Origin of the sequence: Bifidobacterium platyrrhinorum, assembly GCF_010667645.1 — a bacterium.
GTDB classification, from domain to species: domain Bacteria; phylum Actinomycetota; class Actinomycetes; order Actinomycetales; family Bifidobacteriaceae; genus Bifidobacterium; species Bifidobacterium platyrrhinorum.
In genome coordinates this window covers 24,097-45,720 of the sequence record NZ_WHZV01000011.1, presented here as the reverse complement: position 1 = coordinate 45,720, position 21,624 = coordinate 24,097, and the positions used below count along the sequence as shown (strand labels likewise).

The following is a 21,624-nucleotide window of genomic DNA, read 5'->3' as shown; positions in this document are numbered from 1 at the left end:
ATGACCGATACGAACGAGAACAAGAACAACGGGACGAATGCGTCGGGCGAGACTTCCGTTCCCGCCGCGAACGTCGCCTACTTCGCGGGTGGCTGCTTCTGGGGGCTGGAGCGCTACTTCCAGAACGTGGACGGCGTGACCGACACGACCGTCGGCTACGCGCAGTCCACCGTCGGGAACCCGACCTACGAGCAGGTGTGCGCGGGGGAGACCGACGCCGCCGAGACCGTGAAGGTCGAGTTCGACCCGTCGCGCGTGAGCCTGCGTACGCTTGCGCTGCTGTTCCTCGAGGTCATCGACCCGTTCTCCGTGGACCGCCAAGGCGAGGATTCCGGCCGTCAGTACCGCACCGGCATGTTCTTCACGTCCGATGCGCAGAAGTCGACCTACATCGCGGCGATCGAGCAGCTGATCGACCGCCAGCCGCAGCGCCCGGCCGTGCTCATCGAGCCGCTGCGCAACTTCTACCCGGCGGAGGCGCATCATCAGGATTATCTGGTGAACAATCCCGGCGGCTACTGCCATATCCCGCTCGCCGCGATCGCGAACGTCAAGCGCCGCCAGAAGTACGTGGAGCGGATCTGGGACCTGACGCTCGAACAGTTCGCGGTGACGCAGAACGCCGCCACCGAGCGCCCGTTCGTCAACGAATACGACCACACGTTCGAGCCGGGCATCTACGTGGATATCGTGAGCGGCGAGCCGCTGTTCTCCTCGCGCGACAAGTTCGATTCGGGTTGCGGCTGGCCGGCGTTCTCGAAGCCGATCGAGGCGTCGTCGCTGACCGAGCATGCCGACGACCGTGTCCCCGGACGCCCGCGCATCGAGATCCGCACCGCGGACACGCAGATCCATCTCGGCCATGTGTTCGAGGACGGCCCGGCCGAGCGCGGCGGCCTGCGCTATTGCATGAATTCCGCCGCGCTGCGCTTCGTGCCGCGCTCCCGCATGGAGGCCGAAGGCTACGCCAAGTGGATTCCGATGGTCGACGGTGAGTGACGGTGCGGATGGCCTGAGCTCCATCCGTATCGGTTCACCGGATAGGGGGACGCCGAACTCCTTCGTATGGTGAAGTCCTTCCGGTGCCGACGGACCATTGCGGATCGTATCGATGGATGCAAATCTGCATGGTTCAGGTTGTTTTTCTTGTTCCTGCGCGATTGCGGTTCATACGTGCGGAGTTTGGGGCGTAGCTGCGGACTTACACATGCAACGTGCGGAGTATCACCTTGAAAAGACCCGCGACATCCGATTCGGCATATGTTGCGTCACATGCCGAATCGGCGTCATTCCGGGCTTGTGAAGGTGTGCCGACAGTCTGCGATCAGTTGTTTGCTCAGGGTCTTCAGGACGTACCTCCGCACGTTACCCTCCAAACTCCGCACATCGCTCCCAAACTCCGCACGTTGCTCTCTCGACTGGCACATGGAGCAATCAGCTGGTCAGGTGGCGATAGAGTTCCGGGTCGAGCGGTTTTGCCGGTCGCAGTGTGGAGATCGTTACGCTCACGAGGCCATCGCCGGACGCGGTGAGTTCGGTAGTGGCCATAGTACCGGTTTCGGGCCTTCCGACGATTTCCCTGTACAACAGTTCCAGGCGTTCCTCGCGCGTGGCCTTGGCCAGCTCGCATTCCCACACGTCGATCACCCGCCAGCCATCCGCCTTGAGCTGGGCGTGCTGGCGGCGGTCGCGCTCGCGGTTGCGGGTGAGCTTCGCCGTCCAGAACTCCACGTTCGACTTCGGCATCGAATGCTTCGTGCAGTTCTCATGCATATGCCAGAAGCAGCCGTTGACGAACACGATGGTCCGGTATTTCGGCAGCACCACATCCGGGTGCCCGGGGTACCGCTTGTCGTTCTTGCGGAACCGCAGACCGCGTCGGAACAGGTAGCTTCGCACCATCGTCTCGATGGAGGTGTCCTTGCCGCGGATATGCGACATCGTGTACGAACGCGTGCCGCGCTCGTATTTCTCCTGCCTCCGTCGGGGCGATCCGCTGGTCATGACACACACGATAACGCGTCGCGCAGCCAAGATCGGGGGGGGGCAAGCCGGGGGAGAGGGGAGTGTGACATCGATCCCATAGTCTCGTCGCCGTCACTACAATGAGCCGTGAATGGCATATCGCCATCGGAATGGGGGAAACGATGAGTGAGCAGCAGGCGCAGAATCAGGTACAGGCACAGTCGCCGGAACTGACGTTGGACGACGCGAACCATACGGTGATTCCACAGGTCGGATTCGGCACGTTCCAGATCCCGCCCGAGGACACGCAGCGCGCCGTCGAGGAGGCGCTGGAGATCGGCTACCGCCACATCGACACGGCCGCCGCCTATTACAACGAGCAGCAGGTCGGCGACGCGCTCAGGGCGACCGGCATGGCCGGCAAGGTGTGGGTGACCACGAAACTGCGCAACTGCGATCAGGGATACGACGCGGCGCGTGTCGCCTTCGATGAATCACGGCGCAAGCTCGGCGTCGACGTGATCGACATGTACCTGATCCATTGGCCGTTCCCGGCCGCCGGTTTCTACCGCGAGACATGGCGTGCGCTGCTGCGTCTGCGCGACGAGGGCGCGATCCGCGTGCCCGGCGTGAGCAACTTCCTTCCGGAGCATCTGCGCGCCATCATCGAGGATTCGGGCGAGACCCCGGCCGTGAACCAGATCGAGGTGCACCCGCGGTTCAACCAGCCGGGCGTGCGCGCGTTCTGCAAGGCGCACGGCATCGCGGTCGAGGCGTACAGTCCGCTCGGACACGGCAAGGACATCGCCTCCGAGCCGGTGCTCGCGGCCGCCGCCGCGCACGGCGTGACGCCCGGCCAGGTCGTGCTCCGTTGGCACACACAGGAAGGGCGCATCGTGATCCCGAAGTCGAAGCACGCCGAACGCATGCGCGAGAACCTCGCCGCCGGTTCCGGCGCCGCCGCGGGCGCCGGGTTCGACCTGACGCCCGCCGAAATCGCGGCTATCGACGCGCTTGACGACCCTCACGCCAATGTGAGTTCCGATCCCGCCACGTTCACGCACTCCCAGTCGTGGGCCGACCAGCACGTGCGCGGCAACATCTGACCGGTTTTCGAGCGGCTTTGGTCGGGTTTGGGCGGGCCGGCGGGTTCCGTCCGGCGAACGGCCGGTAGCATGGATAGGAAGCGGCCCATGCGCATGGTGCGTGCGGGCCGTGAGCGAAACGCGATACGCATCCATGGCGTCAAGGAGGCCGTTATGATTCTCGTCACCACCACACCGTCGGTCGACGGCTATGCAATCACCGGATATCAGGGGATCGTGTTCGGCGAGGTCGTCGCCGGCGTGAACATGTTCAAGGACATCGGCGCGAGCTTCCGCAACGTGTTCGGCGGTCGCAGCCAAGGCTATGAGGAGGAGCTGACGAAGGCGCGCGACGAGGCGATCGCCGAGATGCAGCAGCGTGCGGAGACGCTCGGGGCCCATGCCGTCGTCGGCGTGGACATCGACTACGAGGTGCTCGGCGCCGACGGTTCGATGCTTATGGTCACCGCGTCCGGCACGGCCGTGCAGCTCGCGCGCAAGGGCTGACCGTCCTGTACAGGAGGGCGTAAGCCCATTGTGTGTATTGGTTCGGTTCCGGGGCTTTCGGCTCTCGGATTCCGGAACCTCGATTCGGCGCGGTTCCCGGGCTGCGGAGCATGTTTCATCCCGCGTTTCATCGCGCCGTCATGCTGCATGAGGAACAGCCCCGGAGCGTTGGCATCCCAACGGTTCCCGGGGCTGCTTCGTTTCCCGGCGAAGCAAAAGGGCCGGAACCTTTCGGTTCCGGCCCTTTCCTGCTGGTGCGAGTGGGGGGAGTTGAACCCCCACGAGCATACACTCACTGCCACCTGAAGACAGCGCGTCTACCATTCCGCCACACTCGCAGACAAGTGGATAACTTAGCACTGCCTGCGTGAAAGAGGCAAATCGGATATGTCTTCGGCGTGTCGCGGCGGAATGCGCCAAAGCGAGACGCGATGTGGGTCGCCGCGCGCTAGGCGGCGCGCCACTCCACCTTGTGCGGGGCGGCGCCGACCTCGAAGTGGTATTTGGCGCAGCCGAGGCCCACATGCGCGAACAGGCCGTCCAACGCCTCGGCAGTCACCGAACCGTCCGCGTTGAGCGTGAAGTGGAACGGCTGCTGGCTGAGCGACGTGGGGGCCGCCATCGCCGCCTCCATACCGTGCACGAACCAGTCCGGCCAAGCGTCGACCCCAGTGCCGTCCGCCACGCTCGCCAGCTCCTCGATCGGCTTGGACCGGCGCCGCCCGCCCGGGCGTGCGCCATGGCCGAACGCGATGACCCACACCACGGATTCGCCGTCGTCCAGCGTCCACCACGCGTCGGCCGCCGGCACGGTCTCCGCGCCGTCCAGCACCGCCCACGACGTCGCGAGCCCCGACTGCACGGCGCGCAGCACCAGACGCTCGCCGTAGTAGCCGACGCGCTCCTGCAGCGCGGCCGCGGCCGGCGAAACCGGCGTGCCTTCCGCGTCGCCCGTTCCGCTTGCGCGCCCGATCAGCGCGATCGCATTATGCACGCCCTTGAACCGGCCATAGTGCGTCTTCAGTCCAAGGAACGCGTCGTCCAGCCCGGACGCCATCTGGATGTGCAGCCCGCTCTCGGCGTTGCATGCGTCGATGTCGGACTGCAACGCGGCCAGCGTATCCGCCGCCACCGGCTCGTCCGTATACGCGCGGATCGCATGCCGCGCATCGATCGCCTCAAGAAGATTCATCATGATCGGCTCCCGTCACTTGCCGTAGAAATGCGCCAGCGATTCGTCGCGGAACTCCTCGAAGTACCCGCCGTCGATCGAGGCGCGGATGTCGTCGAGCAGCTTCACGAAGAACCGTTCGTTGTGGATCGTGGCGAGCGTGAACCCGGTGAATTCGTGCGCGCGCAGCAGATGGTCCACGTAGGCGCGCGAGTAATGCGCGCACGTGTAGCAGTCGCACCCCTCCTCCAGGGGGCCGAAGTCGAACTTGTGCTGCGCGCGCTTGATGTTGTAGCGGCCGTGGCGCGTGAAGATCGCGCCGTTGCGGGCGCATCGCGCGGGTGCGACGCAGTCGAACGTGTCGCCGCCGTTCTCCACGCACGCGAAGATGTCGTCCACGGACGCGATGCCGAGCACGTGGCGCGGCCGGTCCTGAGGCATCGCGTCGCAGATCCACGCGCACGTCTCGCCGATGATGCGCTTCTCGATCGCGCCGCCGATGCCCACGCCGTCGAAGTCGAGCGACGCGATCTGCTCGGCCGCGTGCCGGCGCAGATCCTCGTAGTTCGCGCCCTGCACCACGCCGTACAGCGCCTGGTACGGCTTGCCGAGTCGCGCTTCCGTGAGCCGCTGGTGCTCAGCCACGCAGCGCTTCGCCCAACGGTACGTGCGCTCCACCGAGTCCACCTGATAGGCGCGCGTGTTCATCAGCGTGGTGAGCTCGTCGAACGCGAACATGATGTCCGCGCCGATCTTGTGCTGGATGCCCATCGAGATCTCGGCGGAGAAACGGTGCTCGTCGCCGTTGAGCGGCGACTTGAACGTCACGCCGTCCTCGTCCACCCAGGCGAGGCGCTCCTTGCCTTCCGCGATGACCTCGTCGGACTTCATGCCGGTCACGTCCATCGCCAGTGTCTTCTTGAAGCCGACGCCCAGCGACATGACCTGGAAACCGCCCGAATCGGTGAACGTCGGGCCGTGCCAGTTCATGAACTTCGCGAGGCCGCCGGCCGCGTCGAGCACGTCCTCGCCGGGGCGTTCGAACAGGTGGAACGCGTTGGCGAGCAGGCATTGCGCGCCGAGGTCCTTCATCGATTCCGGCAGGACCGCCTTCATCGCGGCCTGCGTGCCCACCGGCACGAACGCGGGCGTCCGGATGTCGCCGTGCGGCGTGTGGATGATGCCGGTGCGGCCGTAACGCGCGCCGCCCTTGCCTTTGCCGTCGGCCGCGTCGGGCAGGCGGGTGATGGTTTCGAACGAGAACGCGGCGCGGTCTCCGGGCTTGCCGGGGGCGGCGCCGCGCGGCTGCTCGTTGAGGTCGATTGCGGGGGTGTTGGTCATACGGCTCACTTTAGGCGAACAAGCGGATTGACGGCGGTCGCGTGGGCGGCACGGCGGGCCTGTGCGGCCGCCGTGGCCGTCCGCCGTCGGTATGTGGAAAGTCGGGAGAATATTCACTCGGCACTTCCAACGAACATTCAGGAAACTTCCAGAGCCACTGCCTTTACTCTTAGGTAGCAAATCGAACCGGCAGCGAGATTGCTGAAGTTACCCCGTAGCCGCCGGTCATAGAAGGAGTGAACGAACATGGCTGATGAGCCGAACAACTGGAGCCCGCAGGGCGACCAGAACGCGCAGCCGCAGAACGCCGCCGCGCCGCAGGATACGCAGGAAACGCAGAACTTCGGACCCGCCGCACCGGCCGCGGACGCGCGAGGCGAGCAGCCCACTGAGTCCATCGACCCCTCGGCCGTGCAGGGCGCGCAGGCCGCCGCCGCATCGGGCGCCGCTCCCACCGCGACGTTCCCGGCCGCCGACCCCGGTGAGGTGAAGCCGGATTACGCCTCCGCCAAGGGCGAACAGACCGTGGTCTCCTCCGCCAAGGGCGAACAGACCGTGGTCTCCTCCGCCCCGACGACCCCGATTCCCACGGGTGCGACCCAGGCTTCCCAGCCGGCATACGGCCAGTACCGTCCGGCGCCGGAATACGGCGCGTACGGTCTCGCCCCGACCCAGCCGCTCGGCGGCGTGAACGGCCAGACCCCGAACGCGGCCCCGGCCGCCGCCCAGCCGCGTCAGGACCGCAACCCGTACTTCACCTCGCCTTCCGCGAACAACCCGTTCACGCCGCAGTCCGGCCAACCGACCCCGACGCAGTCCGGCCAGCAGAATCCGAACCAGCAGCAGCCCAACCAGCCCGCCTCCGGCTCCAACGGCCAGATTCCGCCGCAGGGACCGTTCGGCGGCAACGGCAACCCGTTCGCCCAGCCGAACCCGGGTCAGCCGGGCCGTCCCGGCCGGCCCGGCGCCGCCCGCCCGCAGGCCTCCAACGGCACCGTCCGCGGCGTGGTCATCGGCGTGGTCGCCGCCCTGCTGTCCGCCGCGCTGTGCCTCGGCGTCGGCTATGCGGCCATCACCAGCGGCGCCGTCAAGGTGCCGACCACCAGTTCCCTCGCCAACGTCGACTCCAGCACCTCCGGCTCCGGCTCCGCCACCGCGAAGTCTGGCGAAGCCCCGGATTGGCAGGCCGTCGCCAAGGCCGTCTCCGGTTCCGTGGTCTCCATCCAGACCCAGCTGTCCGACGGTTCCGCCCAGGGCTCGGGCGCGATCCTCGACACCGAAGGCCACATCGTGACCAACAACCACGTGATCTCCGGCGCCCAGCAGATCCAGGTGACGCTGTCCAACGGCCAGATGTACTCCGCGCAGGTCGTCGGCACCGACACCACCACCGATCTGGCGGTCATCAAGCTCGACAACCCGCCGAGCGACCTCAAGGCCGTCGAGTTCGCCGATTCCGACAAGCTCGCCGTCGGCGAGAACATCATGGCCGTCGGCAACCCGCTCGGCTATGACGACACCGCCACCTCCGGCATCGTCTCCGCGCTCAACCGCCCGGTGACCGTGATGGACGACAACAACAACGACATCGTCACCAACGCGGTCCAGATCGACGCGGCCATCAACCCGGGCAACTCCGGCGGCCCGACCTTCAACGCCGCCGGCCAGGTGATCGGCATCAACTCCTCGATCGCCTCCACCTCGTCCAGCTCGTCGTCCAGCTCCTCCGGCTCGATCGGCATCGGCTTCGCGATCCCGTCCAACCTGGTCAAGCGCGTCGCCAACGAGATCATCAGCAACGGCTCGGTCAAGCACGTGGCCCTTGGCATCACCATCACCTCCTCCACGGTCGAGGCGGACGGCGTGACCCGCGCCGGCGCGAAGATCACCAAGGGCGCCACCGCCGGTTCCGCGGTCGTCTCCGGCTCCCCGGCCGACAAGGCCGGCCTCAAGGAGGGCGACGTCATCGTGGCCTTCAACGGCAACGCGGTGAGCAGCAACGCCTCCCTGCTCGGCTTCGTGCGCGCCGCCGCCCTCGGCGACAAGGCGACGCTCACCGTCGTGCGCGACGGCAAGACCATCGACGTCGACGTGACGCTCGATCAGCAGGAGGACAAGGTCAACGGCTCCAACCGTTCCGAATCCAGCAACGGCAACAGCCAGGACGGCAACGGCAACAGTGACGGCAACTCCGGCAACGGCGACAGCGGTTCCGGCAGCAACGGATTCCCGTTCAACATGTGGTGATCCGCCGGAAACCATTGAAACCATAAGGAGGCGTCCTCTCCGATATGCACCGCGCCCCGTGCGCCGAACCGAGTGGAACCGGTTCGGCGCACGGGGCGCGGTCGTTTCCATGGGATCAACCGTTTCCGGATCCTCCACGATCGCGGGTTTCCTGACGAGTGGACTGATGCCGTCCTCCAGACCAAAGCAATTCGTGGTTGCGGTTTCCTGACGAATGGTTTGACACCGTCCTCCAGACCGAAGTCGCCAACCCCGTGGTTTGCGGTTTTCCTATTCCCACGGCTCTCCCCAGAACGTACGTGTGCGATTCGGACAGTGACGTGCGGAGTTTCGGACTAACGTGCGGAGTTCGCCATATCAGCTGCGGACCATGGTCCAGTAGGGGCGCCTGTGCGCATATTCGACAAAGCCGGAATTCCGCCATTTTCCGAGAGCGTTCGCGGCGCACTAAGGGACGTCTACTCAAGCACGGTGCGCACGTTGCCCATTGAACTCCGCACGTTGCCCGTAAACTCCACAGCTAATGTCTCGAACTCCGCAGGTAACATCCCGAATTTCACAGGTCGCCTCAGCCCGGCTCGCATCCTCCCGGCATCGGCGGCGTCATCCAAGCCGGTCGGTAGCTCCCCGCATGCGCGGGATGCCACGCCGCTTGTGGAAGTCGAATCCGTTCCTCGCCTTGTGCTCCCCGCATGCGCGGGTGCTATGGAGAACCAATGGGTGAAGGACTACAAGATGGCGTACTCCCCGCACATGGGGATGATCACGGTCGGACCAGCATCAGAACGGCGACTCCCCGGTGTTCCTCGCATATGCGGGAATCCCATGTATTTGTTGGTATTTGTTGCCAAGCCTTTGGAATCGTCTTGCCCCGTTGCCACCCGCCGGTCGGCGTGGGGAAGGTCCATGGCCATGGTCAGGCGGCAATCCCTCCCACGCCGTGGTTTGCCTTGTCCTTGAACCCCTGTTAGGGTGGCAACCGATGGCGGGACCGTGGAACGGCCCACGCCACACGATAACCGAATATCGATTCTTTACGCCGTGTATCGTGCAGCGCATCGGACGGGTCCAGCCCGCCCCGGATGCCCGCCGATGGGTTAACAAGGCGTGATAGCACCAGCCGTGCGTCACGTTGTGCAACCCGCCAAGGCCAAGAGCGAGTGCAGAGCGGCACGCCCGGCCCGTATACCAGCGTAAGGAGCATCGGATGAGCAGACTCATCACGTTCTTCACCCATCTTGCCGATCTGTGCCGTCGCGTACCCATGCTGCCGATCGTCGTCCTTTCCGCGATTCCCGTCGCGGTCCTATGGAATCTCCGCCCGTGGGGCGCCGCCGTGATCCCCGCGCCGCTGCCGGATCCCTCGATCGGCCAATGGGTGGTCGTCGCACTCGTCGCGTACACCGTGGCCGTCACCGTCATCGGCATGATCGACGACATCCGCCACGGGCATGTGGGCGTCGACCTGCTCGCGGTCCTCGCCATGCTGTCCACGCTCGCCGTGGGCGAATACTGGGCCTCCTGGGCGGTGGTCCTCATGGTCACATCCGGCGAGGCCATCGAGGAGTACGCGCAGTCGAAGGCGGAGCACAGCCTCACCGCGCTACTCGACGCGGCCCCGCGCGCCGCGCACGTCGCGAACCTGCCGGGCGTGGGCAGAGGAGCGGCGCATGGCTCCCATGCCTCCGATGCCGATGCCGCAGCCGCACCGCGTGCCGCGCGCAACATCGCGCCGATCCGCGACGATGACGGGTTCCGCCACGTGACGGCGCATGATGTCGCCGGAATGCGGGGGAGCGCGGCTTCCGCCCGCCGCGGCGCGACCGGGGACGTTTCGGGTGCGCGGGATGTGTGCGCGCTCACCGGCCGCGATCCGGAATCCTGCGATCCGGCGGTCGTGCGCGCCGATGCGCGTGTACGACCGACCGCGGACGCACGGTTCGACACGGTGCCGGTCGAGGAGGTGCGTCTCGGCGATGTGGTCATCGTGCTGCCCGGCGAAACCGTGCCGGTGGACGGCGAATTGCTGTCCGGCGCGGCCACGCTCGATCTGAGCGCGATCAACGGCGAACCGGTGCCGCGCGAGGTGTATGCGGGCGCGCGCGTCATGTCCGGCGCGGTGAACGGTTCGACGACGCTGGCCATGCGCGCCACGCAGGTCGCGGCCGACTCGCAGTACCAGCGCATCCTCGCGCTCGTCTCGCAGGCGCAGGAGTCGCGCCCGGCCGTGGTGCGGACCGCGGACCGGCTCGCCGTGCCGTTCACGGCGTTGTCGCTGCTCATCGCCGGCGTCGCGTGGGCGGTGGCCGGCACGCCGCTGCGGTTCGCGCAGGTGCTGGTGCTCGCCACGCCCTGCCCGCTGCTCATCGCCGCGCCGGTCGCGTATATCGCCGGTACGTCGCGGCTTGCCGCCGCGGGCGTGCTCATCAAGACGCAGGATGTGATTGAGCAGTTGGGGCGCGTCACGCGGGTGTTCTTCGACAAGACCGGCACGTTGACGGTCAAGCAGCCGCGGGTGGTCCGTGTGGAGATGGTGGATTCCGTTGATGCCGTGTCCGCCGCCTCGGTGCCGGCGCCGCGATTGGACGAGGACCATGTGCTCATGTTTGCGGGCGTGGTCGAAAGCTATTCGGTGCATGTGCTCGCGCAGGGCATCGCGGCGGCCGGGCGCGAGGCCCTCGATCGTCTGCATGCGCGGTATGCGGCCGGTCGCCGGGACTGCCCGGAGAACGCGGCGGGCGCCGGTGCCGCCGGCGTCGGTACCGAGGGGTTTGGTCATGGCGGATATGGTCGTGACTACCCGGTCGTGACGAACGTGAAGGAGGAGCCGGGCAAGGGCATCTCCGCCGCGGTCAACGGGCATGAGGTGCGCGTCGGGAGGCTCTCGTTCGCGGCAGCGGGCGAGGACGGATTCGTGACGACGACCGGGTCGGCCGTTCCCGCCGGCGGTGCCCGGTTCGGGATGCTGGCGGCGGATGAGATGGCGTCGTATGTGGCGGTGGATGGGCGATTGGTTGCGCGCATCGTGCTGCGCGACGTGCCTCGCGCGAACGCGAAGGCGGCGCTCGCGAAGCTGCACCAGCTGGGCGTCGCGAAGCTCGTGATGCTCACCGGCGACAAGCGGGCCTCGGCCGAGATCATCGCGCGCGAAGTCGGCATCGACGAGGTGCACGCCGAGCTGTTCCCCGAAGACAAGGTAGCCGCGGTGCGTGCGGCCGCCGGCGGAGACAAGGAACGCGGAAACGGCGGGGCCGGAGAAATCGTTCGTTCCCATGCGGCGGCCGATCCCGTCACGATGATGGTGGGGGATGGGGTTAACGATGCTCCGGTGCTGGCGGCTGCGGGCATCGGCGTGGCGATGACCGACGGCACCTCCACCGCGGCCTCCGAAAGCGCGCAGGTCGTCGTGATGAACGACGATATCGCGGCCGTGCCGCGCGCCATCGCCATCGCGCGCCGTACGAAACGCGTGATGCTCCAGGCGGTGGTCGTGGGGCTGGCGCTCGCGGTCGTCGGCATGGTCGCGGCCGCGTTCGACCTGATTCCGGTGGTCGTGGGCGCGTTCCTGCAGGAGGGCATCGATGTGGTGAGCATCCTGTGGGCGCTCACCGCCGTGCTGGACCGTGACTAGGGGTGGAGGATGGACAGGGCCGGGCACGGAATTGCTCGGTCATAGGTCCATAGGTCATAGGCCATAGGACTGCTGGGCGACGGACATTGTCGGCTGGCGGACCGGTCCGGGCACGGAGCCGCTGGTATGGCATGGGCCGCGCGAGCCGTTCCCATGCGTCGCCAGGTTCCTTCGTCGTTGTCTGGGTCGGTTTCGGGAAGACCGACCTAGGCAACGACGACCGCCTTGTCGGGAGGGTACGCGAGATGGTGCTCCGCGGGAGCCTGCCGGGAAAATCGGGAGCCTGCTGGATGAATCGGGAGCCTGACGGACGAATCGGGAGTCTGCCGGATGAATCGGACGAACCCATGATCGCGCCCGGAAAGAAGTGTGATGCGTGCCCTGAACCGTTGCGGCGTAAGGCGACGCGCCGTGCCGCAGTGGCTTCCTTTCCGATTTGACTTAACAGTCATTAAGTGTAAAGTGAGAGTCGTCCAACACAGGAAGAGCCGCCCGGAACTGCCGCAAGTGATGACGCTCGTTCGTTGAAGAACGTCGCAGATCGGCCGGACGGCATATGGTGAATGCAAGGAGAAACGATGTCCGTTTCAATGCAAGCCGCACAATCGCCCCAGTCGGCGCAGGCCGTCCGGCCGGCGCAGTCCGCGCGTCCATGGTCCGGTTCCGTCAGCGACGGGGAACAGCCCAAGGCCCCCATCAAGATCGGCATCGCCACGGCGCTCGGCGCGATGCTGTGGCTCGGCCCCTACCTCGGCGTCAACGCCGTACTGCTGCCGGCCAAGGTCCAGATCATCGACCCGACGAACAAGGCCAGCATCATCGCCTTGCTGTCCGGTTCCGCCATGGTGTTCGCCACGCTCGCGAACATCATCATCGGCGGCATGTCCGATCTGACCCGCAGCCGCTGGGGTCGCCGCACCCCGTGGCTTATCGCCGGCTCCATCGGCTGCTTCGTGATGCTGCTCGCGTTCAACGCCGTGACCACCGTGCCGCTGCTGGTGGTCACCTGGTGCGTCTATCAGATCTTCCTCAACGCCCTCGTCGCGCCGCTGGTCGCCGTCATCGCCGACCGCACCGCGCCGAAGCACCGTGGCCTCATCTCCTCCATCTACGCGTTCGGCTATGTGATCGGCCAGTACGGCGGCCAGCTCCTCGGCGCGCAGTTCCTCGGGCCGAAGATCGGCACCGGCATCATCGTGATGAGCGTGCTCACCCTGCTGTGCGGCCCCGTCGCCGTCGTCATCATGCGCGAGCAGTCCAGCCTCGGCATGGAGAAGAAGCGTTTCACGTGGAACATGTTCGTCCAGCACTTCATCTTCCCGGTCAAGGATTGCCGCGACTTCTACCTCGCCCTGTTCGGCAAGATGCTCGTCAACACCGCCACCACCGCGATCATGGCGTACCAGCTCTACATCCTGTCTGACTACATCGGCCTCGGCACCTCCGGTCAGCAGAAGTACGTGTCCATCATCTCGATGCTGCTCATGGTCACCGCCATCGTCATGTCCATCGTGGCCGGCCCGATCTCCGACAGGATTCACAGCCGCAAGCTGCCGGTGGCCTTCGCCGCTCTGCTCGTCGCCATCGGCGTGGCGATGCCGATGGTCTCCAACGCCGCGTGGACCATGGTCGTCTACGGCGCCGTCGCCGGCCTGGGCATGGGCATCTTCTTCGCCGTCGACCAGGCGCTCAACATCGAGGTGCTGCCGAACGCCGAGAACGCCGCCAAGGACCTCGGCATCCTCAACCTCGCCAACACCGGCTCCCAGCTGCTCGGCCCGCTGGTCGCGGCCGCGATCGTCGGCGCCACCGGCGGCAGCTACTACGGCCTGTTCCCGGTGTGCGCGGTGGTCTCGCTCGTCGGCGCCGCGCTCATCATGATGATCAAGCGCGTGAAGTAGGCAAGCCGCACTGACCGCACCCATTCCCGGTCCAATCACGCCCATTAGACTGAATACCGATTAACCAATAAGGAGTAAACGACACCATGGTCACCTGGATCGAAACCACGGACGACGCCCGCTGGGTCGCCAAGCCCGCGCCCAAGGCCGGAGCGACGAGCGAACTCGGCATCGCCCTCACCGGCGGCAAGGAGCAGGAGGTCGAAGGATTCGGCGGCTGCTTCAACGAACTCGGCTGGCTGCCGCTGCAGTCCCTCGCGGCCGAGGACCGCGAGCAGGTCGTCAAGGAGCTGTTCAGCCCCGACGAACTCAACTTCCGCCTCAACCGCGCCCCGATCGGCGCGAACGACTTCGCCGCCGGCTGGTACAGCTACGACGAGACCCCCGGCGACTACGAGCTCAAGGACTTCTCGGTGGAAGGCGACGAACGCGCCGTGCTGCCGTACATTCGTGCCGCCAAGAAGTACCAGCCGCAGCTGACCGTCCACTCCAGCCCGTGGAGCCCGCCCACCTGGATGAAGAATCCGCCGGTCTACAACTACGGCAAACTCGTCATGACCCCGGAGAACCTGCAGGCCTACGCGAACTACTTCGTCAAGTACGTGCGCGCCTACCGCGCGCTCGGCGTGAACGTGACCCGCATCTTCCCGCAGAACGAGCCGTGGTCCGACGCCAAGTACCCCACCTGCAAGTGGACGAGCGAGCAGCTGCGCACGTTCATCCGCGACTACCTCGGCCCCACCTTCGAGCGCGAGGGCCTGCTCGGCAAGGCCGAGGAGGGCGGCGTCGAGATCTGGCTCGGCACGCTCAACGGCCCGCGCGACATGCAGTTCGTGAGCCTGTACGGCATGTCGCTCGAGAACTACAACCGCTACGTCGACAACATCCTCATGGACGACGAGGCGCGCAAGTACATCACCGGCGTCGGCTACCAGTGGGAGGGCCGCGACTGCATCGAGCGCACGCACAAGGCGTGGCCGGAGCTCAAGCTCATGCAGACCGAATCCGAATGCGGCATGGGCGACAACTCGTGGGAGTACGCCGAATACATCTTCCACCTCGTCAACCACTACCTCACCCACGGCGCGCTCGGCTACACCTACTGGAACATGGTGCTCGCCGGCACCGAGAGCACGTGGGGCTGGCACCAGAACTCGCTGTTCTCCGTCGACACCGAGGCGAAGACCTTCACCCGCAACCCGGAGTACTACGTGATGCGCCACTACGCGCACTTCGTCAGGCCGGGCGCGCGCGTGCTCGACGTGGAGGGCCGTTTCTCGTCGATGGCCTCCGCCTACGAAAACCCGGACGGCACGCTGGCCGTCGTCGTGCAGAACGCCCTGGAGCGTGAGGTGGAGTTCAGCTTCGCCGACCCGTCGAACGCCGGACGCGCGTTCACCGCCACGCTCGCGCCGCGCTCGTTCAGCACGTTCACGCTCGACTGACCGTATCGCCCGCGCATGCGTGCGGCGTCGCGTCGCGCTCACGGCGCCACACGCGAACGGCGATCGACCGTTCCACCCAAAGGGTCCTCCCGGCCGTCCTTCCTCCGGCCGGGAGGACCCCTTCGCGTAGGATGGCCCCGACCGATAGTTGAATACTTGATCACGATTCAGCGAAACGTGCGGGCGGCGCCCGCGCATGCGAAACGGAACGTGACCGAGCGGGACGGAAACTGGAGTGGTGGCCGATGGCCGGGGCGAGAACGAAATCCACGATGACCGCGCAGGAGCGCCGGATCAGCATCCTCAACACGGCGGCGCAGTTCGTCGCGCAACACGGGTTCTGGGGGCTGCGCCTGCGCGAGATCGCCGTTGCCGAGGACATGACCGAGGCCGGGCTGCTCTACCATTTCGGATCCAAGGAGGGGCTGCTGCTGGCCCTGCTCGACTACCGCGACAAAACCGACCGCGCCGCGCTGTACCGCACGCTCGGCGTGCCGATGCCGTCCGGCGGCGAGGCGGTGGGCGAGGACGACCCGTTCCCGGTGGGCCTGCGCGACCTGACCTGCGCCACCACCGAACGCAACGCCACCCAGCCGGAGATCGTGCGCCTCTACACCGTGCTGCAGGGGGAGGCCCTGTCGGAAAACCATCCCGCCTTCCAGTACTTCCGCGACCGCGAGCAGTGGGTGATGCGCGAATACACGAAGGCCGCCGCCAACGACGGCTGCAGTGATCCGCGCCGGACCGCGATGCAGGCGCTGGCCGCCATGGACGGCCTGCAGATGCGATGGCTGCACGACCGCGGGCACATCGATCTGGCGGGCGAATGGCGGGAACTCATCGACCGCATCATCGACTGACGCCCGGCCGTCCGACGCCCGTCCGGCCCCGTCGCCCCGCACGCGACACGGGAATGTGAGGAGTGTGCGAAAACACACGGAAATGCGCGGAAAGTGGGGGTACCGCGATTCGGTGGCCTGCGATACCCTGTAATGCGTGACTGAATCTTCGAATACCAACGCAAACGAACTCCGCATCGCCGTGATCGGCGCCGGCCCCGCAGGCGTCTACTCCTCCGACATCTTCCTGCGCCAGCTGAAGAAGCTGGGCGAGGAGCTCGGCCTCGGCACCGAGGCCCGTATCGACCTGTTCGAGAAGCTGCCCGTGCCGTTCGGCCTGGTCCGCTACGGCGTGGCCCCCGACCACCCGTCCATCAAGTTCATCGCCTCCGCGCTCGAGAAGACGCTCGACAACCCGGACATCCACCTGTACTGCGACGTGGAGTTCGGCAAGGACGTCACCCTCGACGACCTGCTCGCCCGCTACGACGCCGTGCTGTTCGCCACCGGCGCCGTCAAGGACAAGCCGCTGCGCATCTCCGGCGCCGACCTCGACGGCGTGTACGGCGCCGCCAAGTTCGTCGAATGGTACGACGGCTACCCCACGGGCGCCCGCGAATGGCCGCTCACCGCCGAGAACGTCGCCGTGATCGGCGGCGGCAACGTGGCGATGGACGTCGCGCGCGAGCTCATGCGCAACGCCGACGACCTCAAGGCCAAGACCGACATCCCGGACAACGTCTACGAGGGCATCCGGAACAACAAGGCCAAGGTGCTCCACCTGTTCATCCGCCGCGGCGTCGCCCAGGCGAAGTTCAGCGTGCAGGAGCTGCGCGAGATGGAGAAGCTGCCCGGCGTGCAGCTCATCATCAACGAGGACGACTTCGAACTGGACGACGAGACCATCGAGGTCGCCGGCAAGGACAAGCTCACCCGCCAGATGGTCGAGGAGCTGTTCGCCATCCGCGAGATGGCCGAGGACATGGAGGACGACGGCGACGTCGACTACGAGGGCAACCCGGCCGACCGCAAGTACTACGTCCACTTCAACTCCGCACCCACCGAGATCGTCGGCGAGGAAGGCAAGGTGAAGGCCATCCGCGTCGAGCGCACCGAGACCGGCGCCGACGGCGTGATGCACCGCACCGGCGAATTCACCGACTACCCGGTCGAGGCCGTCTACCATGCGATCGGCTACCAGCCGGCCGAGGCCCCCGGCATCGCCTACGACGAGCACGGCGCCCACCTCGCCAACGCGAACGGCGACGGCCGCATCACCACCGAGGCCGAGGGCGGCGAGGTGCGCGAGCGTCTCTACGCGACCGGTTGGGCCAAGCGCGGCCCGGTCGGCCTGATCGGCTCGACCAAGTCCGACGCGCTCGCCATCGTCACCAACATGCTCGAGGATCTCGCCAAGGCCGCCGAGGGCGGCCGCGTGGCCGCCGACCGCGACCCCGAGTCCATCGACCGTCTGCTGGAGAGCCGCGGCGTCAAGCCGATCGACTTCGCCGGCTGGAAGAAGGTCGACGCCTTCGAACGCGCCGAGGGCGCCAAGGAGGGCCGCGAGCACAAGAAGGTCGTCGAGCCCGCCCAGATGCGCGAGCTCGCCCACGCCTGACGGGGGCGCCTGCCTTCATGGCGACCAGGCGTTCCGGCCGCGCTTCCGGCCAGTATCCGAACCGGCGCCGCGGGAACACGGAACGGCATGCCGCCGGCCGTTCCCGCGGCCGTCGTTCCGCCCGCGTGCACACCACGCAATACCGCCGCGCCTCCGCGCGCATGCGCCGCGTCTACCTGCGCCGGCGCATCGTCGTCGGCACGGCGGCGCTCGCCGTGGTCTGCTTCGATCGTGCACGTCCCCGTGTGGGTGCGTGAGGCCACGAGCGCAGTCGACGACGCGGTCGAGGCCTCGCAGGGCCGCCCCACGCTCGTGCGCAAGGCGGTCGGCAAGCCCCGCGCGCTCACCCGCGCCGAACGCGCGTTGGACGGGTTGGCCGGATTGGACGAAGGCGCGGAGATCTCCACGTCCGGGTTCACGCTGGCGGACGACGACCGCGCGGCGCTCGAAAGCGAGCTCGCGAAATTCACGGCCGAAGGGCATTCCGCCTCGGTCGCGCTGGTGGACATGTCCGACTACCGGGCGTTGTCCGTCAACGGCGGCGACGCGCGATACTCCGCCTCCGCCATCAAGGGGCCGTACATCCTTTCGCTCGCCGCGACCGGCGCAATCGACCTGGATGCGGTCGCGCGGCAGTCGGACACCGATCCGACCGGCGTGGGCGCCGACGGCAATCCCGTCTCGTCCGGGGACGGCGACGCGTCCGGCGCCACGGACGACGGCGCCGAGGAGGCGTCCATCGCCGACGACATCGCCAAGACCGGCACCGGCGCGGGCGTCCACCAGCTCATCGAGCAGGCCGTCACCATATCCGACAACGACAGTTTCGCCGCCCTGCACCGCACCTACGGCGCCGGCGCGTTCGCCCAGTGGTCGGCGCGCGGCAAGGTGGGCGTCGACGTGACGTCCGGCGCGTACCTGACCATGCCCGCGACCGACCTCGCTCGCATGTGGGTGATGGGCTACGGCTACCTGTTCGACGGCGACGTCCTGGCGGTGAACGGCTCCAAGCCCGCCGCGTCGGACGATTCCCGGCAGTGGCTCGCGGGCGAATACACGAACACGCTCAATTCGTCCATCCACATGGCGCTGGCCGGCGACGGCGGGTACACCGTCTACACGAAGGCCGGCTGGATCGACGGCGACGGCGGATACTACGCGCTCAACGACGCCGGCATCGTCTCCACCGGCTCCGGCGATTACGTTCTGGCGGTGATGACCGACGCGGTCGACGAGTACGAACTGGTGTCCGGACTGGTGTCCGTGCTCGACGGCATACATTCCCGGGACATGTCCAGCTAAAACTCAGACACGGACTATAGCGTGTGCCATATGAACGGCGAACTGCGTGTGCACGGCCACTTCAACGGCCTGAAGACGACCCTGCTTTTCGGGTTGATGTGGGGCGTCATCATGCTCGTCTGGTGGGCCACCGGCGGTTCCCGGGGGACGCTCGGCATCTACATCGTCATCGGTCTGGCCACCACGTTCGGCTCCTACTGGTTCTCCGACAAGCTCGCCATCGCCTCGATGGGCGCGAAGGAGGTCAGCGAGGCCGAGGCGCCCACCCTGTACCGCATCGTGCGCGAACTGTCCGCGAAGGCGGGCAAGCCGATGCCCCGCATCTACGTCGCCCCCACGATGAGCCCGAACGCCTTCGCCACCGGCCGCAACGAACGCCATGCCGCCGTCTGCTGCACGCAGGGCATCCTGCGCATCCTCAACGAGCGCGAGGTGCGCGGCGTGCTCGGCCACGAGCTCATGCACGTGTACAACCACGACATCCTCACCTCCGCCGTCGCCTCGGCGATGGCCACGGTCATCACATACCTCGGCTATTCGCTCATGTACTTCGGCGGCGGCACCTCGCGCGACGACCGCGAGGGCGGCTCCGGCGGCCTCGGCCTGATCGGCGTGCTGCTCAGCGCCATCCTTGCGCCGCTCGCCGCCTCGCTCATCCAGATGGCGATCTCGCGCACGCGCGAATACGACGCCGACGAGGACGGCAGCCGGCTCACCGGCGACCCGGAGGCGCTCGCCTCGGCGCTCAACAAGATCTCCTACGGCGCGCAGACCACGCCGATGCGCAAGACCGCCGGCACGCAGTCCGTCTCCGCGATGATGATCGCCAACCCGTTCTCCGCCGCCGGGTTCTCGAAGCTGTTCTCCACCCACCCGCCGACCGACCAGCGCATCGCGCGCCTCATGCAAATGGCGCAGGAGATGCGCGCCCAGCAGCTGTACGGCGCGGGATACGGCGGTTCCGGTTCCGCCGCCCAGGTGCGGTACTGAGGACCGAGGCGGACGATCCCGCTCGCATAGGCGTCAAATCGTTGGTATTTCAGGCAACACGCCATGGCCCTACTATTAAGTTTATTCGTTTGACAAAGATTGTTTAATCATTTAACATATAAACCGTCAGCCGGAAACGAACGGCGGCGCAGAGATACGAGGCGCCGTGCGGGACCGACGAAAACAACGCAGTGAACACGACATCAAAGGAGACTGCAATGGGTCTGTGGGACATCGACAAGATCGAATACGTCGGCCGTAAGGGCGGCGCCAAGGAAGGCCTCGGCTTCCGCTACTACGACGCCGACAAGGTCGTCGCCGGCAAGAAGATGAAGGACTGGCTGCGCTTCGCGGTCGCCTACTGGCACACCTTCGACCAGCGCCTCGTCGATCCCTTCGGCGACGGCACCGCCGAGCGTCCGTACGACAAGTACACCAACCCGATGGACCTGGCCCTCGCCAAGGTCGACTACGCTTTCGAGTTCTACACCAAGCTGGGCGTCGAATACTTCTGCTTCCACGACCGCGACATCGCGCCGGAGGGCGACACCCTGCGCGAGACCAACGCCAACCTGGACAAGGTCGTCGACAAGATCGAGGAGAACATGAAGTCCACCGGCGTCAAGCTGCTGTGGAACACCCAGAACCTCTTCACCAACCCGCGCTTCGTCTCCGGCGCCGCCACCTCGCCGTTCGCCGACATCTTCGCCTACTCGGGCGCCCAGGTCAAGAAGAGCCTCGAGATCGCCAAGCGCCTCGGCGCCGAGAACTACGTGTTCTGGGGCGGCCGTGAAGGCTACGAGAACCTGTGGAACACCGAGATGCACCGCGAGCAGGCCCACATGGCCAAGCTCTTCCACCTGGCCGCGGACTACGCCAAGGAGATCGGCTTCGAGGGCCAGTTCCTCATCGAGCCGAAGCCGAAGGAGCCGACCTCGCACCAGTACGACTTCGACGCCGCCGCCGCGCTCGCCTTCCTCAAGACCTTCGATCTGGAGGACGTCTTCAAGCTGAACCTCGAGGGCAACCACGCCAACCTGGCCGGCCACTCCTACCAGCACGAGGTCCGCTTCGCCCGTGAGAACGGCATCTTGGGCTCCCTCGACGCCAACCAGGGCGACAAGCTCATCGGCTGGGACATGGACGAGTTCCCGTCCGACCTGTACGACTGCGTCGCCGTGATGTGGGAGGTCCTGGCCAACGGTTCCATCGGCCCCCACGGCGGTCTGAACTTCGACGCCAAGCCGCGCCGTACCTCCTTCGCCGCCGACGACCTGTTCCGCGCGCACATCGTGGGCATGGACTCCTACGCCGCCGGCCTCCTGGTCGCCGCCAAGATGCACGAGGACCACTACATCGAGGATCTGCAGGCCGACCGCTACAGCTCCTACGAGTCCGGCATCGGCAAGTCCATCGAGGACGGCTCCGCCACGCTGGCCTCCCTCGAGGAGTACAGCCTCGACAAGACCCAGGCCGAGCTGCGCGCCGCGACCAAGTCCGACCACCTCGAGCAGGTCAAGGCCACCATCAACAACTACATCGTCGACGCCCTGGCCGAGGCGTGACGCTGATTGGCTCCCTC

General features: G+C 66.6%; 15 protein-coding genes, 1 tRNA gene and 1 pseudogene. 13 read left to right on the top strand and 4 right to left on the bottom strand.

The window, feature by feature from the left end; all coding sequences use genetic code 11:
* Positions 1–999, top strand: a complete 999-nt coding sequence (msrB, locus tag GFD21_RS10035) for a peptide-methionine (R)-S-oxide reductase MsrB (protein ID WP_163197832.1) — start codon at positions 1–3, stop codon at positions 997–999.
* A 570-nt stretch (positions 1,000–1,569) separates the two neighbouring features.
* On the opposite strand, the pseudogene GFD21_RS10030 reads toward msrB, so the two are convergent.
* Positions 1,570–2,004: pseudogene (locus GFD21_RS10030) on the bottom strand (very short patch repair endonuclease); the annotation flags it as partial.
* 143 nt (positions 2,005–2,147) lie between these two features.
* Between GFD21_RS10030 and GFD21_RS10025 the strand changes: the two are divergent.
* Complete coding sequence (locus tag GFD21_RS10025) at positions 2,148–3,071, top strand: aldo/keto reductase (RefSeq protein WP_163197830.1); 924 nt, start codon at positions 2,148–2,150, stop codon at positions 3,069–3,071.
* Positions 3,072–3,224: 153 nt separating this feature from the next.
* The gene (locus tag GFD21_RS10020) at positions 3,225–3,557 is read left to right on the top strand and encodes a putative heavy metal-binding protein (RefSeq protein ID WP_163197829.1); all 333 of its coding nucleotides are present in this window, start codon (positions 3,225–3,227) and stop codon (positions 3,555–3,557) included.
* A gap of 252 nt (positions 3,558–3,809) precedes the next feature.
* On the opposite strand, the gene GFD21_RS10015 is transcribed toward GFD21_RS10020, so the two are convergent.
* From GFD21_RS10015 to tgt, 3 genes are all read right to left on the bottom strand, one after another.
* A tRNA-Leu gene (locus GFD21_RS10015) sits at positions 3,810–3,895 on the bottom strand.
* Between the two features lie 110 nt (positions 3,896–4,005).
* A complete protein-coding gene (locus tag GFD21_RS10010; RefSeq protein WP_225431789.1) occupies positions 4,006–4,752 on the bottom strand; it encodes a nitroreductase family protein in 747 nt (248 codons plus the stop codon).
* A 12-nt stretch (positions 4,753–4,764) separates the two neighbouring features.
* Entirely contained in the window at positions 4,765–6,069 is a 1,305-nt protein-coding gene (tgt, locus tag GFD21_RS10005; protein WP_163197828.1) for a tRNA guanosine(34) transglycosylase Tgt, read from the bottom strand.
* Positions 6,070–6,315: 246 nt separating this feature from the next.
* On the opposite strand from tgt, the gene GFD21_RS10000 reads away from it, so the two are divergent.
* From GFD21_RS10000 to xylA, 10 genes are all read left to right on the top strand, one after another.
* Positions 6,316–8,316, top strand: coding sequence for a S1C family serine protease (locus GFD21_RS10000; protein WP_163197827.1), 2,001 nt, complete (start codon positions 6,316–6,318; stop codon positions 8,314–8,316).
* Between the two features lie 1,207 nt (positions 8,317–9,523).
* On the top strand, positions 9,524–11,947 hold the full coding sequence (locus tag GFD21_RS09995; RefSeq protein ID WP_163197826.1) for a heavy metal translocating P-type ATPase: 2,424 nt from the start codon (positions 9,524–9,526) through the stop codon (positions 11,945–11,947).
* A 578-nt stretch (positions 11,948–12,525) separates the two neighbouring features.
* Positions 12,526–13,848 carry an MFS transporter gene (locus GFD21_RS09990; protein ID WP_225431788.1) on the top strand — a complete coding sequence of 441 codons (1,323 nt, stop codon included), beginning with the start codon at positions 12,526–12,528 and terminating at the stop codon, positions 13,846–13,848.
* Between the two features lie 86 nt (positions 13,849–13,934).
* Positions 13,935–15,293 (top strand): glycoside hydrolase family 30 protein, encoded by a 1,359-nt coding sequence (locus GFD21_RS09985; protein ID WP_163197825.1) that lies wholly within the window; start codon positions 13,935–13,937, stop codon positions 15,291–15,293.
* A 272-nt stretch (positions 15,294–15,565) separates the two neighbouring features.
* A complete protein-coding gene (locus GFD21_RS09980; RefSeq protein WP_163197824.1) occupies positions 15,566–16,153 on the top strand; it encodes a TetR/AcrR family transcriptional regulator in 588 nt (195 codons plus the stop codon).
* Between the two features lie 136 nt (positions 16,154–16,289).
* Complete coding sequence (locus tag GFD21_RS09975; RefSeq protein WP_163197823.1) at positions 16,290–17,750, top strand: FAD-dependent oxidoreductase; 1,461 nt, start codon at positions 16,290–16,292, stop codon at positions 17,748–17,750.
* A gap of 17 nt (positions 17,751–17,767) precedes the next feature.
* Positions 17,768–18,007 carry a hypothetical protein gene (locus tag GFD21_RS09970; protein WP_163197822.1) on the top strand — a complete coding sequence of 80 codons (240 nt, stop codon included), beginning with the start codon at positions 17,768–17,770 and terminating at the stop codon, positions 18,005–18,007.
* A complete protein-coding gene (locus tag GFD21_RS09965) occupies positions 17,994–19,052 on the top strand; it encodes a serine hydrolase (RefSeq protein WP_163197821.1) in 1,059 nt (352 codons plus the stop codon). Before GFD21_RS09970 ends, GFD21_RS09965 begins: the two co-directional genes overlap by 14 nt.
* A gap of 30 nt (positions 19,053–19,082) precedes the next feature.
* Positions 19,083–20,042, top strand: a complete 960-nt coding sequence (htpX, locus tag GFD21_RS09960; protein ID WP_163197820.1) for a zinc metalloprotease HtpX — start codon at positions 19,083–19,085, stop codon at positions 20,040–20,042.
* A gap of 218 nt (positions 20,043–20,260) precedes the next feature.
* Positions 20,261–21,607, top strand: a complete 1,347-nt coding sequence (gene xylA / locus GFD21_RS09955; protein ID WP_163197819.1) for a xylose isomerase — start codon at positions 20,261–20,263, stop codon at positions 21,605–21,607.
* The last annotated feature ends 17 nt before the right edge of the window (positions 21,608–21,624 follow it).

What these genes read in the sequence shown, in the direction of transcription:
- GFD21_RS09985 (WP_163197825.1), top strand. Translation starts at nt 13,935, where the DNA reads ATGGTCACCTGGATCGAAACCACGGACGACGCCCGCTGGGTCGCCAAG.
- htpX (WP_163197820.1), top strand. Translation starts at nt 19,083, where the DNA reads ATGAACGGCGAACTGCGTGTGCACGGCCACTTCAACGGCCTGAAGACG.
- xylA (WP_163197819.1), top strand. Translation starts at nt 20,261, where the DNA reads ATGGGTCTGTGGGACATCGACAAGATCGAATACGTCGGCCGTAAGGGC.
- tgt (WP_163197828.1), bottom strand. Translation starts at nt 6,069, where the DNA reads ATGACCAACACCCCCGCAATCGACCTCAACGAGCAGCCGCGCGGCGCC.
- GFD21_RS09990 (WP_225431788.1), top strand. Translation starts at nt 12,526, where the DNA reads ATGTCCGTTTCAATGCAAGCCGCACAATCGCCCCAGTCGGCGCAGGCC.
- GFD21_RS10000 (WP_163197827.1), top strand. Translation starts at nt 6,316, where the DNA reads ATGGCTGATGAGCCGAACAACTGGAGCCCGCAGGGCGACCAGAACGCG.
- GFD21_RS10025 (WP_163197830.1), top strand. Translation starts at nt 2,148, where the DNA reads ATGAGTGAGCAGCAGGCGCAGAATCAGGTACAGGCACAGTCGCCGGAA.
- GFD21_RS10020 (WP_163197829.1), top strand. Translation starts at nt 3,225, where the DNA reads ATGATTCTCGTCACCACCACACCGTCGGTCGACGGCTATGCAATCACC.
- GFD21_RS09980 (WP_163197824.1), top strand. Translation starts at nt 15,566, where the DNA reads ATGACCGCGCAGGAGCGCCGGATCAGCATCCTCAACACGGCGGCGCAG.
- GFD21_RS09995 (WP_163197826.1), top strand. Translation starts at nt 9,524, where the DNA reads ATGAGCAGACTCATCACGTTCTTCACCCATCTTGCCGATCTGTGCCGT.
- GFD21_RS10010 (WP_225431789.1), bottom strand. Translation starts at nt 4,752, where the DNA reads ATGATGAATCTTCTTGAGGCGATCGATGCGCGGCATGCGATCCGCGCG.
- msrB (WP_163197832.1), top strand. Translation starts at nt 1, where the DNA reads ATGACCGATACGAACGAGAACAAGAACAACGGGACGAATGCGTCGGGC.
- GFD21_RS09970 (WP_163197822.1), top strand. Translation starts at nt 17,768, where the DNA reads ATGGCGACCAGGCGTTCCGGCCGCGCTTCCGGCCAGTATCCGAACCGG.